Origin of the sequence: Sphaerisporangium sp. B11E5, assembly GCF_039871875.1 — a bacterium.
Classification (GTDB): domain Bacteria; phylum Actinomycetota; class Actinomycetes; order Streptosporangiales; family Streptosporangiaceae; genus Sphaerisporangium.
Window position 1 is genome coordinate 132,228 of record NZ_JBDPMD010000013.1, and the last position, 14,835, is coordinate 147,062.

Genomic DNA, 14,835 nt, shown 5'->3' on the forward strand with positions numbered 1-14,835 from the left:
TGCGACGGTCCCCCGCTTCATCCTCCGACGACCCCCCGATCGACGGTCACGTACGGCTCCAGGATAGGGAACACGAAGTACCAGAGAAGGACCCCGGCCAGGACGGCAAGCGCCAGGATCACCGGCACCTTCACCGCGACGCCGCCGGGGATGATCCGCCAGATCCATCCGTACATGCGCACACCTCGCCGTTCCGCCGCGCGCGGCGGCTCAGTCCTCCCGGTCCCGGGTGCCGGACAGCACCCCGAAGACGATCAGCCGCTGCCGGTCGGAGTACTCCGGGTGGCAGGTGGTGAGCGTGATCATCGCCTTGGCGGGCCGCTTTCCCGGCCGGCCGGGCACCGGGGCGGTCACTCCGATGTTCGCCGGGTCCACCACCTTGGTGGACGACACCCGGTAGGTGTACCGGCCGGCGGGGGCGTCCACGACGATCTCGTCGCCGCGACGCAGCTCGTCGAGCCGGTTGAACGGCGCGGCGTACGTGGTGCGGTGCCCGGACACCACGAAGTTGCCCACCTCGCCGGGCATCGCCGTGCCCGGGTAGTGCCCCGGCCCCTTGCGCAGGTCGGCGGGGTCGACGCCTTCGAGGACGGCGAACTCGTAGTCGTGGCCGAGCCGCGGGATCCTGATCAGCCCGACGGCGTCGCCGAGGTCGAGCTTGCCGAGCTTCTTGGCGACCTTGGCCTGCCGGGCGCTCTCGGCGAGCCTGCGTTTGAGCAGCTCCTGGTGGTGCTCGGTGTAGGACCCGGTGCCCCACAGCAGGTAGGCGCAGAACAGGAGCATGACGACACCACAGGTGACACTGAGCTCACCGAAGGTCCGCAGCACCACCCTCACCGGGCTTACGGTAGTGCCGCCCTACCGCGCGGCCGGGGCCGCCGGGCGGGTCCTTGACCGAGACTTTGCCCAGCCGCCGCGGGGGCGGCCGGGGCGTTCCGGACAGCCTTGGAAGGTACGGAAGGGACAGCCTGACCGTTCCGGAATGGCCGTGTACCGGTCATGCCGACTAGGCTTACACAGGTCTTCTCACCCCAGCCGTTACGCTGGCTGCCAGAGCCCGCGTCCGCGGGTCCCCACCAGGAGAGCTGCCGTGCCCAAGTCCAACACCCGCAAGAAGGCGGTCTACACGCCGCCGCAGAAGTCGCAGCAGGTCAAGGTGAGTCCGCGATGGCTGGCACCGGTCATGGTCGCCGCGTGGATCATCGGCATCCTGTGGATCGCGCTCTTCTACGTCGCGCCGAACATGCCGTTCATCTCGACGCTGTCGAACTGGAACCTCGCGATCGGCTTCGGCTTCATCATCTTCGGCGTGATCCTTTCCACGCGCTGGCGGTAGCGGCCCCCGGGTCCTGCCGCACGGGAGCCGCCCGCGGTGAGCGCGGCATTTCCACAGGTTTTATCCACAACCTGGGGAAGCAGTCTCACCCGCCGCCGGCAAGCGGCAACGCCAGCGGCGGCAGGACCATCACGGCCGCGACCAGCACGACCAGCACGACGAGCGTCGTGCCGAGCTGGAACGCCTTGCGGTTGCCCTGGGGCGAGTAGGCGTACAGCCCGGTGACCAGGGCCCCGACGACCAGGCCGCCGAAGTGGCCCTGCCAGCTGATGCCGGGGATCACGAAGGTCAGCACCACGTTGATGCCGATCAGCCAGAGCACGCCGCGCATGTCGTAGCCGAGGCGGCGGCTGACCACGAACATCGCGCCGAACAGGCCGTAGATCGCGCCTGAGGCACCCACCGCGACGCTGCCGAAGAGGTACACCGCCACCGAGCCGCCGAGCGCGGCCAGCAGGTAGACGGCGCTGAACCGCAACGAGCCGAGCAGCCGTTCGAGCTGCGGGCCGATGGCGAACAGCGCCCACATGTTGAACAGGATGTGCCAGTAGGACGGCGGCGGCGAGTGGAGGAACGCCCCGGTGAGCAGCCGCCACCACTCGCCGTAGTAGACGTCGCCGGCCGACATGGCGAAGCGGTTGAGCACCTGGGCGGGGCTCGCCACCTCGGCGAGGTAGGCGAGCACGTTGAGCGCGAGCAAGGTCCAGGTGACCACCGGCGTGGTGACCGGGCGCCCGCCGAACGCCGCCTCGGCGCGCCGGACCGTCTTGTTGCCCTCGCGCACGCACTCGACGCACTGGTGGCCGACCGACGCGACCCGCATGCAGTCGGGGCAGATCGGCTTGTCGCAGCGCTGGCAGCGTACGTACGTCTCGCGGTCGGGGTGGCGGTAGCAGGTCGGGATGTGGTCGCCGGGCGCCTCGTCGCGGGGCACCGGGGGTCCCGGGTGGTCTGGCTGAGTGGTCATCGCCGGTGGAGGCTCCTTACGCCTGTGCGCTTATCCACAGACTGCCACCCTAATGACGGCGTCGGGTACTCGGGCGGCACGACGGCCCGAAACCGGGCCCGCCGTGCCGTGCCGCGCCGTGCTGTGCTGTGCGGCCCTTCCGCCGGTTCGCTCAGGTGGTGACGCGCTCGATGACGACCTCCTCCAGGACGATGTCCACGACGGGACGGTCCTGGCGGGTCTGGGTCTTGGCGATGGCGTCCACGACCTCGGTGCCCTCGACGACCTCGCCGAAGATGGTGTGCTTGCCGTTGAGGTGGGGCGTCTGCGTGACGGTGATGAAGAACTGCGAGCCGTTGGTGCCGCGCCCGAAGCGCTTGCCCGCGTTCGCCATGGCCAGCAGGTACGGCCGGTTGAACTGCAGGTCGGGGTGGATCTCGTCGTCGAACGCGTAGCCGGGGCCGCCGATGCCCTGCCCGATCGGGTCGCCACCCTGGATCATGAAGCCTTCGATCACCCGGTGGAAGATCGTGCCCTTGTACAGGCTCTCGTTGGACTTCTCGCCGGTCTCGGGGTGGGTCCACTCCCGGGTGCCCTCGGCCAGTTCGACGAAGTTGCGCACGGTCTTCGGCGCGTGGTTCGGGAGGAGCCGGACCTTGATGTCCCCGAGGGTCGTCTTGAGCTTCGCGAACAGGTTCTCGGCCATGATCGGGCCCCCTTCTATCCGCCCGGGTGAACGGGCACAAACGGTCGTTTTCTACCTGGTATCGCTGGTCAGCCTATCGGGCATCCTCCCACGGGCCGCAGGATTGAGGCGCTATCGAGCGGGAAGGTGAGCCTGCGGGGCCCCACGGATAGGGGAGGTTGTCGTGTCCCTGACACTGAGAAAACGCCGTGTCTCACTGGCGATGCCGAGAACGCGGATGGCGCGGGTGAAGTCCCGCGCGTTGCGGACGGCCGAGCGGATCGGCCCGATGGCGAGCACCGCTCGTGAGACCGCGGCACACCGCATCGAGGACGCACGGGTCTGGGCCGCGCCCAGGCTGGACCGGGCGGCGCACTCGGTCGAGGAAGACATCGCGCCGAAGGTCAGCGCGTTCCTCGCCACGGCCGCCGAGCGGATCGATCCGGCGCCCTCGACGCGCCGGCGCGGACGCTGGTCGACGGTCGCGCTGCTCGCGGGCTGCGCGGCGTGCGCGGTGGGCATCGTGTTGTACCGCAACAACACGCGCCGGTGGGCCGACTCGATGAAGGACTCCGCGGCCGACGCCAGCCGGTGGTCCGCCGCCCGCGCCGGCGAGGACGCCGAGATGAGCGGCACCCGGAGCGACGACGGCACGCCGCGGGCGTACTGACCCACCCGCCGGACGGTGTGCCGGTCGAGAAGGACGACGGTGGGTGCCCCCGGTCAACCCGGGGGCACCGCTGCGTCCGGGGATCAACGCCCCCATTTCCGCCCTAATAAGCTGATTTATCGATATCTGCCGCGACTATTGAGCCGCCACGTGGGCAGCGAGAAAGCGTGCCCGACACCCCTTCCCCCGACGCCTCTCCCTCTGACGCCCCAGAGCGCCCGGAGAGCCCGGAGAGCCCGGAGGGCTCCACAGGCTCGCGCCACCCCGGCGGCTTCCCCGCCCTCGATGACGCGCCGCTCCCCGTCGACCGGGAAGGCGGCCAGGCGCCCGCCGTCCGCACCCTGAGCCACGACGACGAGCTGCCGTTCGGGCAGCCCGGGCGGCCCATGCGCGGCAACCCGTTCATGTTCGGGCTGACCGCCGCCTTCGGCGTGCTGACGGCCTGGCTGCTGGTGCAGGCGATCGCGAGCGCGGGCTCCGCCGTCGTGCTGATCATCATCTCGCTGTTCCTCGCCGTCGGGCTGAACCCCGCCGTACAGGGCCTGCAGAACAGGAACGTGCCCCGGCGGATCGCGATCGCCGTCGTGTTCCTCGGGGTCAGCGGGGTGTTCGTCGGCTTCGGGCTGGCGATCGTGCCCCCGCTCACCGAACAGACCACGGGGTTCGTCCAGCAGTTGCCGGACTACGTGCAGCAGTTGCAGAACCATCCGCTGATCCGCTCGGTGGACGAGCGGTACCAGGTGCTGGACAAGGTGCAGCAGTACGTCACCAGCGGCGGCCTGGCGAGCCAGATGTTCGGCGGCCTGCTCGGCGTGGCGAGCGTCGTGATCAGCGCCCTGTTCAGCGGGCTCACCGTGCTGGTGCTGACCCTGTACTTCCTCGGGTCGCTGAACTCCATCAAGGAGACGGGCTACCGCCTCGTGCCGCGCTCACGGCGTACCCGGGTGCGGCTGCTGGGGGACGAGATCATCAAGCAGATCGGCGGCTACGTCGCGGGCAACCTCATCATCTCCGTGATCGCCGGCGTGGTGACGTTCGTCTTCCTGACGATCCTCGACGTGCCGTACGCGCTCGCGCTCGCGTTGTTCGTCGCGCTGACCGACCTCATCCCCATGGTGGGGGCGGTGATCGGCGCGGCGGTGGCGACCGGCGTGGCGTTCCTCACGTCGTGGCAGGCGGGCATCGCGTGCCTGATCTTCTTCGTGATCTACCAGCAGATCGAGAACTACGTGATCTCGCCACCGATCTTCAAGTCGTCGGTGGACGTGCCGCCGATCGCGGCCATCCTCGGCGCGCTGATCGGCGGCACCCTGCTCGGTGTGGTCGGCGCCCTGCTCGGCATCCCGCTGGCCGCCGCCCTGATGCTCATCGTCCGCGAGGTCGTCTTTCCCCGCCAGGAACGGCTGTGACCCGCCGGTCCCACTTGTACGGCGGCTGCTCCTGCGGACGCTCGGCGGCCCGCCGGCGACGTTTGCGCATCACGAGCCATCCGACGCCGAGCACGGCCAGGCCGAACGGCGTGCGGGCCAGCCATCGCGTGACGACGAGTTTCAGAATCCGCTTCACGGTCCCTCCTCGTTGCGTCCCGTCCCTCTACCCGCCGCGCCCGTGAACATGCCGGGGCCTCCGCGTGCCCGTCAGGACGCCCGCGCGCTCAGATGGTCCACTTCTGGTTGGCCCACCCGTTGCAGTCCCAGAGCTGCGCCTTGGCGCCGTTCCCGCCGATGCCGCCGAGGTCGGCGTCCAGGCAGCGGCCGTTGTAGAGGCTGTAGACGGTGTGGCTGATCGCGTCGTAGACCCACTTCTGGTTGCTCCAGCCGTTGCAGTCCCACAGTTGCACCTTGGTGCCGTTGCGGCCGATCGTGTTGAGGTCGGCGTCCAGGCAGCGGCCGTTGTACTCGCTGCGGATCGTGTGGGTGCGCACGTCGTAGGTCCATTTCTGGTTGTTCCACGAGTGGCACTTCCAGAGCTGCACCTTGGTGCCGTTGCCGGCGATGGTGTTGAGGTCGGCGTCCAGGCACTGCCAGTTGGAGTGGTTGCGGATCGGCCCGGCCGCACGGGCGGCGGCGACCCCCGCCGAGCCCACGACGATCACAGCGCAGCCGGAAACAGCAGTGAGCACCTGGGCCGCCCTGACGAGGTTGCGTCGCACGATGCCTGATCTCCCCTCAGACGACTACTGTCGGTAGCCGAACCTACACGCGCGGGCAGGGGATCACGGCGATGACACGTCGAGAAGATCACCGGGCCGCTCACGGGGCGGCCCGGCGGCCTCACATGTTGATCATGTGGCCGGCGAGCCCGTGCACGGCCTCCTTGATCGCCTCGCCGAGGGTCGGGTGGGCGTGCACGTTGCGCGCCACCTCGTGCACCGTGAGGTCCCACTGCTGCGCGAGCGTCAGCTCCGGCAGCAGCTCGGTGACCTCGGGCCCGATCAGGTGGGCGCCGAGCAGCTCGCCGTACTTCTCGTCGCTGAGGAGCTTGACGAAGCCGGTGGCGTCACCGAGGCCGTGCGCCTTGGCGTTCGCGGTGAACGGGAACTTCGCGACCTTCACCGCGAAGCCCTTCTCCCTGGCCTGCGCCTCGGTGTAGCCGAAGCTCGCGATCTGCGGCTGGCAGTAGGTCGCCCGGGGGATCATCACGTAGTCGAGCTCCATCGTCTCGGCGCCCGCGATGGTCTCGGCGGCGACGATGCCCATGGCCTCGGCCGCGTGCGCGAGCATCAGCTTGGCGGTGACGTCGCCGATGGCGAAGATGTGCGGCACGTTCGTACGGCACCGGCCGTCCACGTCGATGGCGCCCCGGTCGGTCAGGCGCACGCCGGTGGCCTCCAGGCCGTAGCCCTCGACGCGCGGCTGGAAGCCGATCGCCTGCAGCACCTTGTCCGCCTCAAGAGTGCGCCGCTCCCCGTCGCGCGACACCTCCACCTTCACCTTGCCGCCCGACTCGTCGATGGACTCCACACGGGTGGAGGTCAGCACGTCGATGCCGAGGCGCTTGTAGCGGCGGGCCAGCTCGGCGGACACCTCCTCGTCCTCCAGCGGGACGAGCCGGTCGAGGAACTCCACGATCGTCACCTTCACGCCGTAGGCGCTCAGCACGTAGGCGAACTCCACGCCGATGGCGCCGGCCCCCGCGATGACGATGCTCTCCGGCAGGGTGTCGCTGAGGATCTGCTCCTCGTAGGTGACCACACGCTCACCGACGGACGTACCCGGCAGCAGCCGCGTCGTGGCCCCGGTGGCGATGACGCAGTTGTCGAACGTCACGGTCTCCACGCCGCCCGCGGTGGCCACCTGGAGGGAGTTCGGGCCGGTGAAGGTGCCGCGGCCGTCGTACTCGGCGATGCCGTTCTTCTTCATGAGGTAGTGCACGCCCTTGACCCGCCCGTCGGCCACCTTGCGGCTGCGGGTGAAGGCCTCGGCGTAGTCGAAGGTGACCTGGCCCTCCACGCGGATGCCGAAGGTCTTGGCCTCGCGGGTGAACAGGTGGGCGAGCTCGGCGTTGCGCAGCAGCGCCTTGGAGGGGATGCAGCCGACGTTGAGGCAGACGCCGCCCCAGTAGCGTTCCTCGACCACCGCGACGCTGAGCCCGAGCTGGGCGGCCCGGATCGCGGCGACGTACCCGCCGGGGCCCGCCCCGACGACCACGACGTTGAAATGAGCACTCATGCACCGGACGATATGGCCTGCCGGGCCGCCGTACCGCATCGGGGTGCGGGTCGCTCGCAGCGCGACGGCGCCGCGGCTCCGGTCGTGACGCGGGCCCGGCCGCCACGCCTGGCAAGTCCGGCTCTTTCCGTGGATGAGATGCCTTTTATCGCCTTAACCGGCTCGCCATTCCTCAAGCGCCTTTATCAGAGTAAACCGCTCAAGTTCTCGATGACGGACAAGACGGGAAATAGTGATTTTCCGGCATCCGCCGACCTGCCCGTGCACGGGCCCTGCCACCTGCGCCTATGTGGACGTATCACCCGTCACGGCCGGGGCATCTGGCTGATCCATCGGCATCAGGAGCAAGATCGTGCGATGTGTCCGGTGAAGTCCGGAAATACAGATCTGAAGACTACAACAACAGATTAACCGGCTTGCAAAACGCTGCGATCGGCGTTTGTCCGACCTCGCATCAGGAAAACTAGACAAGCGGGAGACCCACCCAGTCATCTAGAGATTCACCGAAAAAACGGTGTGAATACCGCCAGCCAGATAACTCGCTGTCGTCCAAAAGGGAGATGCAATGCCCAACTTCGCGAAATTCGTGGGCACGCTTACCATCGGCGCCGTACTGACCGGCGGTTTGGCCGGCCTGGAACTCGCGACCACCGCCACCGCCGCCGGCGCGGCCGCCGGGATCACCATGAACGGCGGGAACGATTACGACGACGTGTTCCGCAACCGGAACCGCAGCTACAACCGGAACCGCACCTACGCCCGCAACTGGGCCCGCCACTGGAACCGGGCCGCGGCCCGTAGCTGGGCCCGCAACTGGGCACGCCACCTGAACCGCAGCCACAGCATCACCCGCGCCACCAACCGGCAGGCCCAGACCGTCAACATCAACCTGGTCTTCCCTGACAGCCTGGCCGCGCCGGTGACGGCCACGGCCACCATCCCGGCCCTGAACAACACCAAGTAGCCCTCCCGCCCTCGCGACCCACCGCCACCGCCGCGCGGCACCCCGGGCCCGGGCACGGCACCCCGCCGTGCCCGGGCCGCACCCGTACACCCCTACGCACCCCTGTCCTCACCCCAGTTCCGCCGCCACGCCCGCGATCCGCGCCCGCGGCGTGGCCGTGTCCCCGATACTGGAACCTGCGGCTAGCGAGGCCAGGGAGGTCCGCCCATGGGCAGCACAGAGGTCGACGAGTTCGTGAGGACCAAGGTCCTCCCGCAGCACCAGCCAATCGTGGAGATGCTCCGCGCGCTCATGAAGGAGAACGCCCCCGGCTCGACCGAGGTGATCAGCCGCGGCTCGCCGGCCTGGCAGGGCGACAAGATCCTCGCCATCATCAGCACCAGCAAGACCCACATCACCTTCGCGTTCGCCCGCGGCGCCGAGTTCGACGACTCCTACGGGCTGCTGGACGGCATCGGCAAGACCACCCGTCACATCAAGATCAAGAAGGTCGACGGGGTGGACCAGGCCGCGCTGCGCGACTACATCAAGCAGGCCGTCGCGCTCGACTCCGGCAAGTGAGCCTGGGCCGCCGGCGTCGCCGGCGGCCCAGGTCCCCGTGCGTCAGGCCGTGACGGCCCGTTCGAGCAGTGCCCGGTTGCGGATCATCCACGCGGCGGCCCTCGACCGCCACGCGAGCGCCCACAACGGCGCGGGGTCGGTGGACTCCCACGTGACGCCCGCGTAGGTGGCCTCGGCGGCGCAGTCGCGGATCGCGAACTCGATCATCCGGGTCACCAGGCCCTCCCGGGCGGCGGCGGGCAGGCCGTAGCCGTCCAGGAACATCGCGAGCCACCGGGCACGGGTGGCCGCGTCCGGCAGGCCGTTGCGCTCGGCGACGTCGTCGTCGTGCAACTGCGCGTGCCACCACGCGGTGCCCGCCACCTCCTCCAGCGGGTCGACCGGACCGGCCAGGGTCCAGTCGATGAACGCCACAGGGAGCCCGTCCCTGATGACGGTGTGCCAGGGGCCCGCGTCGCAGTGCCCGATCACCGAGCCGGGGCCGTCCCGGTGCGCCCACCACGGCTGCCACGACAACCGCGGCGGGAGCCGGAAGCCGGCGGTGGCGGCGTGCAGGTCGCCCAGCAGGCGGCCGGCCTGCCAGATCGCCTCGCCCGGCAGCGGGCGCGGGTGCACGACGGTTCCCTCGATGTAGGTCAGCACCTCGTTGCCGTCGTCGTCGAGCCCGGTGCCGACGAGCCGGGGGGCGCCGGCGAAGCCGGTCTCCTCCAGATGGCGCAGCAACGCGTGGACGGCGCCCGTCCAGGGCCGTGCGGCACGCCTGACGGTGCCGCCGGAACGGGTGACATTACTGGGTCCTCCCTCGGCCGCGGTCAACGGCTCGAAGGACGATGGGGTTCCCACGATCTCTCCTCGTGTCAGCGTGTGAGCGGTGCCGGTGTGCCGTCGATCGGCACAGCGCGGCACGCGGCGGCGGTACGGACCGCGGCCGCGCGGAACCCGCTACGCGGTGAGGAGACACGCGTCCCGCCGGGTGACTCACGGCGGGAGGAGGCTCAGGCTCCGGTGTGCTCCCGCGCCGTAGCGGTGACAGCCACCTCACGCCGGACCACGCACGCCATCATCGACCTCCTGGGGTAGGTGCTCGCGCCACGCTAACCGCGCGCGGCCGGGCACCGCACCGGGTTTTCCCGCCCGCACGGCGGACGGCCGCCTCCCCGCGATCGGGGAGACGGCCGCCGGACGGGCCACGTCGGCCCTGGGGGTGACCGGGCCGCTGTACCGCTGCCCGGGAGGGGTTCGAGCCCCTACCTGCGGACGGTGAGGAGGGCGTCGTAGGCGGGCTTGGGCGCCAGGTTCTCGTCCATGATGGTGGCCGCGCCCTCGCCCTCGAACCAGCCGGGGACCCACGAGTGGCGGTCGGTGAAGCTCCAGACGGTGTACTCCACGCAGCGGCGGTTGTCGACGCAGGTGTCCAGCATGCGCTTGTAGTAGTCCGCCTGGGTGGCGAGCTTCTCCGGGGTCACCGGCAGCACCATGCGGACGTCGGCCTCGGTGATCGCGGCCTCCAGCCCGAGGTCGGTGAACTGCTTCATGACGGTGGGGAAGTCAGCGGGGTAGTCGTACTGGATGCCGAGGTGCCCCTGGAAGCCGATGCCGTGGATCGGCACCCGCTTGGCCTTGAGGTCCTTGACGATGTTCAGGGTCTGGTTGATCTTGGCCGTGTTCCACTCGAGGTTGTAGTCGTTGATGTAGAGCTTGGCGTGCGGGTCGGCCTGGTGCGCCCAGCGGAACGCGTCGGCGATGTAGCCAGGCCCGAGCTTCTCCAGCCAGATGCTGTTGCGCAGGTTGCCCTCGTCGTCCACGACCTCGTTGACCACGTCCCAGGCGCGGATCTTGCCGCGGTAGCGGCCGGCCTCCTTGAAGATGTGGTCGCGCAGGATGCCGCGCAGCTCGGCGGCGTCGATGCTGCCGTCGGCGACCCCCGTGGTGAGCCACTCGGGGAGCTGGTTGTGCCACACCAGTGTGTGCCCGCGCACCTTCTGGTGGTTGCGCTGCGCGTTGCGGACCACCGCGTCCGCGCCGTCCCAGGTGTACTGCCCGCGCTGGGGCTCCACCTCCGCCCACTTCATCGCGTTCTCGGCGGTGACGTGGGTGAACTCACGGTTGAGCGTGCGGCGGTAGTCCTCCTCGTCCGCGAGGGGGGTGACGGCCACCGCGGACCCGATGTACACCTTGATCTTGTGCGACAGCTCCCGCAGGTTGTCCGGAGTCCTTCCTCCGTGCTGACCCGGGTGCGTCTGCGCGGCGGTCGCCGGCAGAGGTACGGCCACCGCGAGCGCGATGGCGGCAAGGCCCAGTAGGACGCGTTTCATCGATTGCCTCACTTGGGGTCATGGACGACGATCTGCTGGTCCCCCGAATACGGTCACTCGGTCTTTGAAACTTTCGAGTTGGCGCCGAGATGTTTCGTGTGATGAAACGTAGATGTAACGCTGGCACGCGTCAACGGTCCGAAAGTTTTCGGACACATCACTCCAGGTAACGTCGGTTTTTCCATTCCGGCCGACCGGAGGGCCGTAAATCGGAAAGCCACCTCCCCGATCGGAGAGGTGGCCCGGGGAACGTTCCCGCCGCGCTCAGGCCGTTCGCGGGTACCGGTAGGACAGGTCGGCCTGGATCCAGCCCGGGTACTCGGGGGGCGGCGCGCTCGCGGCGCCCAGCTCGGCGAGGTCCTCCCCGGTGAGCTCCAGCTCCACGGCCGCGAGGTTCTCGGCGAGCTGATCGGGGCGCCTGGCGCCCACGATGGCGCTGGTCACGCCGGGCTGGGCGAGCACCCAGGCGAGCGCCACCCGGGAGACGCCGGTGTCGTGGCGGTCCGCCACCTTCCGCAGCACGTCCACGACGTCGTAGGCGCGCTCCAGGTCCACCGGGGGGAACTCGGAGCTGACGCGCCGCGCCGCGCCGTCCCGCGCGCCGTCCCTGCCGAACTTGCCCGTCAGCAGGCCGCCGGCCAGAGGGCTCCACACCAGCAGGCCGAGGTTCTGGTCCCGCACCACGGGCAGCACCTCCCGCTCGATGTCGCGGCCCGCGAGGGAGTAGTACGACTGCAGGGAGGCGAACCGCGCGAAGCCGCGCCGCTCGGAGACGCCGAGGGACTTCATGGTCTGCCAGGCGGTGAGGTTGGACGCGCCGACGTAGCGCACCTTGCCCTGGCGCACGGCGTCGTCGAGGGCGGACAGCGACTCCTCGAACGGCGTCAGCGGGTCGTAGTTGTGGATCTGGTAGAGGTCGATGTGGTCGGTGCGCAACCGCCGCAGGCTGTTCTCCAGCGACCGCATGATGTGCAGCCGGGACTGGCCGGCGTCGTTCGGTCCCGCGCCCGCCCGCGCGGTCATCTTGGTGGCCAGCAGCACGTTCTCGCGCCGGGCGCCGAGCACCTGGCCGAGGATCTCCTCCGACTCGCCGCTCGCGTAGATGTCGGCGGTGTCGATGAGGTTGACGCCGTGGTCGAGCGCGAGGCCCACCAGGCGGTCGCTCTGCGTGGCGTCCAGCGCGCCGACCACGCTCCAGACCTGGTCGCCGCGCCCGCCGAAGGTCATCGCGCCCAGCGAGACGCGGGACACGAAGACTCCGGTGCTCCCGAGCTGCGCGTATTTCATGGTTCATACCTTCCGAAGGAATGGGGTCACCGGCACGGTACAACCCGACAAATGAGACAATCCATGAGAAATAATCCGGTTTTCCTGCGCGATCGTCCGGAGGCCCCGTGGACCCGATGTCCGACGTGCTGACCCTGCTGAACATCCGCGGCGCGTACTCCACGCGCTTCGAGGCGGGAGGCCGGTGGGCACTGGGCTTCCGTTCCATCCAGCACATCAAGATCGGCGCGGTGGTGTCCGGCACCTGCTGGATCACCGTCGAGGGCGTGCCGCCGGTGCGGCTGGCGGCGGGCGACTGCTACCTGCTCGCGGGCGGACGGCCGTACCAGGTGGCCGGCGAACTCGGCGTCGAGCCGGAGGACGGCCACGCGGTCTACGAACGGGCACCCGACCTCCGCGACGTGCGCCACGGCACCGGCCAGGGCCCCCGTACGGTCCTCATCGGCGGGAGCATCACGCTGGACGACATGACGGCGGCGCTGCTGCTCGACTGCCTGCCGCCGGTCGCCCGCATCCCGGCGCGGGGGACGCACGCGCGGGCCCTGCGCCCGGTGTTGCGGATGCTGGCCGAGGAGACCGGGAGCGAGCCGCTCGGCTCGGCCGTGATGATCGGGCACCTCACCCAGATCCTGTTCGTCCAGGCGCTGCGGGCGCACCTGGCGGAGGCCGAGCACGTCCCCGGGTGGCTCGGGGCGCTGAACGACCGGCAGATCGGCGCGGCGCTCACCCTGATGCACCAGCAGGCCACCCGGCGCTGGACGGTCGCCGGCCTCGCCACCGCGGTGGGCATGTCCCGGTCGGCCTTCGCGCTGCGGTTCAAGACCCTAGTGGGCCTCGCGCCACTGGACTACCTGCTGCGCTGGCGCATGCGCTCCGCGGCCGAGGCGCTGCGCGGCGGCGACCGCACGGTGGCGTCGGTGGCCGCCGAGTGGGGCTACGCGTCCGAGAGCGCCTTCAGCAACGCCTTCAAACGCGTCACCGGCCTGCCCCCCGCCCGCTACCGCGCGTCCCCGCCCGCCCCTCCCCTGGTGCCCGTGCCGCACGACTGACCCCGATCCTCGGACCGCGGCTCCGGTGAGCGGTGCGCACAGGTGATCCGGCGGGTGGCCGCGAGGCGGGGTCGTGGAAGTTTCACCCCACCGCCGGGCCGCCCCGGGGGTGGCCGGTGGGTTCGCCCGGCCGCGATGTCCGGATACGGCGCCGATCTTGACACCCCCGCGCCGCTTGGGAGACTGCCGTCCAGCCGATCACCGCGGACCCTGGAGACACCTTGCCGATCCTCCGCACGCTGACCGCGCTCGTCGCGGCCGTCGTGCTGCTCGTGGCCGGCGCGCCCGCGCACGCCGGCGCGGCGCACGGGAGCGGCGGGGAGTGGCGGGGCACCCCGGTGCGGCTGGAGCCGCTGGCCGAGCCGCTGCGGCTCGCCGGCGCCGGGCGGTCGTGGTCGCTGCGGTACCTCTCCACCTCCTGGAACGGCGGGCCCGCGGTCGTCGGCGGCACTCTCTCCCTGCCGCCGGGCCGCGCACCGTCCGGCGGCTGGCCGGTGGTGTCCTTCGGGCACGGCTTCAGCGGCGTCGGCGACACCTGCGGCCCGTCCCACACCGGGCCGAGCCCCTGGGAGCGGGCGGTGCAGGAGTCGCTGATCGCCGCCGGGTACGCGGTCGCGGTCACCGACTACGAGGGCCTCGGCACCCCGGCGGAGAGCCCCGGCGTCAACGGCGCGTCCGAGGCGTACAACCTGATCGACATCGTGCGCGCCGCCCGGAACGTCGCCCCCGTCTCCCGGTCGTGGGTCGCGGCCGGGTACTCACTGGGCGGGCACGCCGCGCTGTTCGCCGGGGCGCTGGCCCACCGGTACGCGCCCACGCTGCGGCACGCCGGCACCATCGCCATGGCCCCGGTCACCCAGTGGGGTGTGCAGCTCGCGAGCCCGGTGTTCCGCGACCCGGCCGCGCCACTCGCCTTCACCGTGCCCTACACCGCGCGCGCCCTCGCGCTCACCGAGCCCGGTTTCCGGCCGGCCGACTGGTTCACCCCCGCCGGGCTGGAGCTGGTGCGCCTCGCCGGGCAGGCCTGCGTGGACGAGATGCTGCGGGCCGCGGCCGGGCACACCAACGGGGAGATGGTGAAGGACCCCGCGGCGCTGGCGGACGTGATGGCCCGCGCCCTCGCCGACGACGAGGTCATCGCGGCCCGCTACCCGAAGCCGGTGTACATCGCGCACGGCACCGCCGACACCGGCGTACCCATCGCCCTCACCGAGCTGACCGTGAGCCAACTGTCCGCCGCCGGGACCGACGTCACCTTCGTGCCGGTGCCCGGCGCCGACCACATCACGCTGCTACCCGGAATCGCCCGGCAGGTGACGGAATGGACCGGCACACTCCTGCGGTAGCCCTC

The 14,835-nt window shown here is 70.4% G+C and carries 18 protein-coding genes; 8 read left to right on the forward strand and 10 right to left on the reverse strand.

What is annotated here, in order from left to right; translation table 11 throughout:
* Nucleotides 1-17: 17 nt before the first annotated feature.
* Both ABGB17_RS15605 and ABGB17_RS15610 read right to left on the reverse strand, forming a co-directional pair.
* Complete coding sequence (locus tag ABGB17_RS15605) at nt 18-176, reverse strand: hypothetical protein (RefSeq protein WP_347629916.1); 159 nt, start codon at nt 174-176, stop codon at nt 18-20.
* A gap of 34 nt (nt 177-210) precedes the next feature.
* On the reverse strand, nt 211-837 hold the full coding sequence (locus ABGB17_RS15610) for a class E sortase (protein ID WP_347629918.1): 627 nt from the start codon (nt 835-837) through the stop codon (nt 211-213).
* Between the two features lie 253 nt (nt 838-1,090).
* Between ABGB17_RS15610 and ABGB17_RS15615 the strand changes: the two genes are divergently transcribed.
* On the forward strand, nt 1,091-1,336 hold the full coding sequence (locus ABGB17_RS15615) for a cell division protein CrgA (RefSeq protein ID WP_347629920.1): 246 nt from the start codon (nt 1,091-1,093) through the stop codon (nt 1,334-1,336).
* Nucleotides 1,337-1,421: 85 nt separating this feature from the next.
* Here the strand turns inward: ABGB17_RS15615 and ABGB17_RS15620 are convergent, their stop codons facing one another.
* Together ABGB17_RS15620 and ABGB17_RS15625 are read right to left on the reverse strand one after the other, a co-directional pair.
* On the reverse strand, nt 1,422-2,303 hold the full coding sequence (locus ABGB17_RS15620) for a rhomboid family intramembrane serine protease (RefSeq protein ID WP_347629922.1): 882 nt from the start codon (nt 2,301-2,303) through the stop codon (nt 1,422-1,424).
* Between the two features lie 151 nt (nt 2,304-2,454).
* Nucleotides 2,455-2,988: a peptidylprolyl isomerase gene (locus ABGB17_RS15625; protein WP_347629924.1), complete on the reverse strand. Its 534-nt coding sequence runs from the start codon at nt 2,986-2,988 to the stop codon at nt 2,455-2,457.
* 163 nt (nt 2,989-3,151) lie between these two features.
* Between ABGB17_RS15625 and ABGB17_RS15630 the strand changes: the two genes are divergently transcribed.
* Entirely contained in the window at nt 3,152-3,637 is a 486-nt protein-coding gene (locus ABGB17_RS15630; RefSeq protein WP_347629926.1) for a hypothetical protein, read from the forward strand.
* Between the two features lie 167 nt (nt 3,638-3,804).
* Nucleotides 3,805-5,046 (forward strand): AI-2E family transporter, encoded by a 1,242-nt coding sequence (locus ABGB17_RS15635; protein ID WP_347629928.1) that lies wholly within the window; start codon nt 3,805-3,807, stop codon nt 5,044-5,046.
* Here the strand turns inward: ABGB17_RS15635 and ABGB17_RS15640 are convergent.
* The 3 genes from ABGB17_RS15640 to lpdA form a co-directional block, all read right to left on the reverse strand.
* Nucleotides 5,003-5,203: a DUF6203 family protein gene (locus ABGB17_RS15640; RefSeq protein WP_347629930.1), complete on the reverse strand. Its 201-nt coding sequence runs from the start codon at nt 5,201-5,203 to the stop codon at nt 5,003-5,005. The two genes, ABGB17_RS15635 and ABGB17_RS15640, sit on opposite strands and share 44 nt — an antisense overlap.
* An 88-nt stretch (nt 5,204-5,291) precedes the next feature.
* Nucleotides 5,292-5,789, reverse strand: a complete 498-nt coding sequence (locus tag ABGB17_RS15645) for an RICIN domain-containing protein (protein ID WP_347629932.1) — start codon at nt 5,787-5,789, stop codon at nt 5,292-5,294.
* A 121-nt stretch (nt 5,790-5,910) separates the two neighbouring features.
* Nucleotides 5,911-7,308 (reverse strand): dihydrolipoyl dehydrogenase, encoded by a 1,398-nt coding sequence (lpdA, locus tag ABGB17_RS15650; protein WP_347629934.1) that lies wholly within the window; start codon nt 7,306-7,308, stop codon nt 5,911-5,913.
* Nucleotides 7,309-7,437: 129 nt separating this feature from the next.
* Between lpdA and ABGB17_RS15655 the strand changes: the two genes are divergently transcribed.
* From ABGB17_RS15655 to ABGB17_RS15665, 3 genes are all read left to right on the forward strand, one after another.
* Nucleotides 7,438-7,719: a hypothetical protein gene (locus tag ABGB17_RS15655; protein ID WP_347629936.1), complete on the forward strand. Its 282-nt coding sequence runs from the start codon at nt 7,438-7,440 to the stop codon at nt 7,717-7,719.
* A 154-nt stretch (nt 7,720-7,873) separates the two neighbouring features.
* Complete coding sequence (locus tag ABGB17_RS15660; protein ID WP_347629938.1) at nt 7,874-8,272, forward strand: hypothetical protein; 399 nt, start codon at nt 7,874-7,876, stop codon at nt 8,270-8,272.
* A 207-nt stretch (nt 8,273-8,479) separates the two neighbouring features.
* The gene (locus ABGB17_RS15665) at nt 8,480-8,833 is read left to right on the forward strand and encodes a DUF1801 domain-containing protein (protein WP_347629940.1); all 354 of its coding nucleotides are present in this window, start codon (nt 8,480-8,482) and stop codon (nt 8,831-8,833) included.
* A 42-nt stretch (nt 8,834-8,875) separates the two neighbouring features.
* Here ABGB17_RS15665 and ABGB17_RS15670 read toward each other — a convergent pair whose 3' ends face one another.
* The 3 genes from ABGB17_RS15670 to ABGB17_RS15680 all read right to left on the reverse strand — a co-directional run bounded on the left by ABGB17_RS15670 (nt 8,876) and on the right by ABGB17_RS15680 (nt 12,435).
* Entirely contained in the window at nt 8,876-9,676 is an 801-nt protein-coding gene (locus ABGB17_RS15670) for an aminoglycoside phosphotransferase family protein (RefSeq protein ID WP_347629942.1), read from the reverse strand.
* Between the two features lie 404 nt (nt 9,677-10,080).
* Complete coding sequence (locus ABGB17_RS15675; RefSeq protein WP_347629944.1) at nt 10,081-11,148, reverse strand: endo-1,4-beta-xylanase; 1,068 nt, start codon at nt 11,146-11,148, stop codon at nt 10,081-10,083.
* 264 nt (nt 11,149-11,412) lie between these two features.
* On the reverse strand, nt 11,413-12,435 hold the full coding sequence (locus tag ABGB17_RS15680) for an aldo/keto reductase (RefSeq protein ID WP_347629946.1): 1,023 nt from the start codon (nt 12,433-12,435) through the stop codon (nt 11,413-11,415).
* 116 nt (nt 12,436-12,551) lie between these two features.
* Between ABGB17_RS15680 and ABGB17_RS15685 the strand changes: the two genes are divergently transcribed.
* On the forward strand, nt 12,552-13,484 hold the full coding sequence (locus ABGB17_RS15685) for an AraC family transcriptional regulator (RefSeq protein WP_347629985.1): 933 nt from the start codon (nt 12,552-12,554) through the stop codon (nt 13,482-13,484).
* Between the two features lie 221 nt (nt 13,485-13,705).
* Nucleotides 13,706-14,830: a lipase family protein gene (locus tag ABGB17_RS15690; protein ID WP_347629948.1), complete on the forward strand. Its 1,125-nt coding sequence runs from the start codon at nt 13,706-13,708 to the stop codon at nt 14,828-14,830.
* Nucleotides 14,831-14,835: the final 5 nt, after the last annotated feature.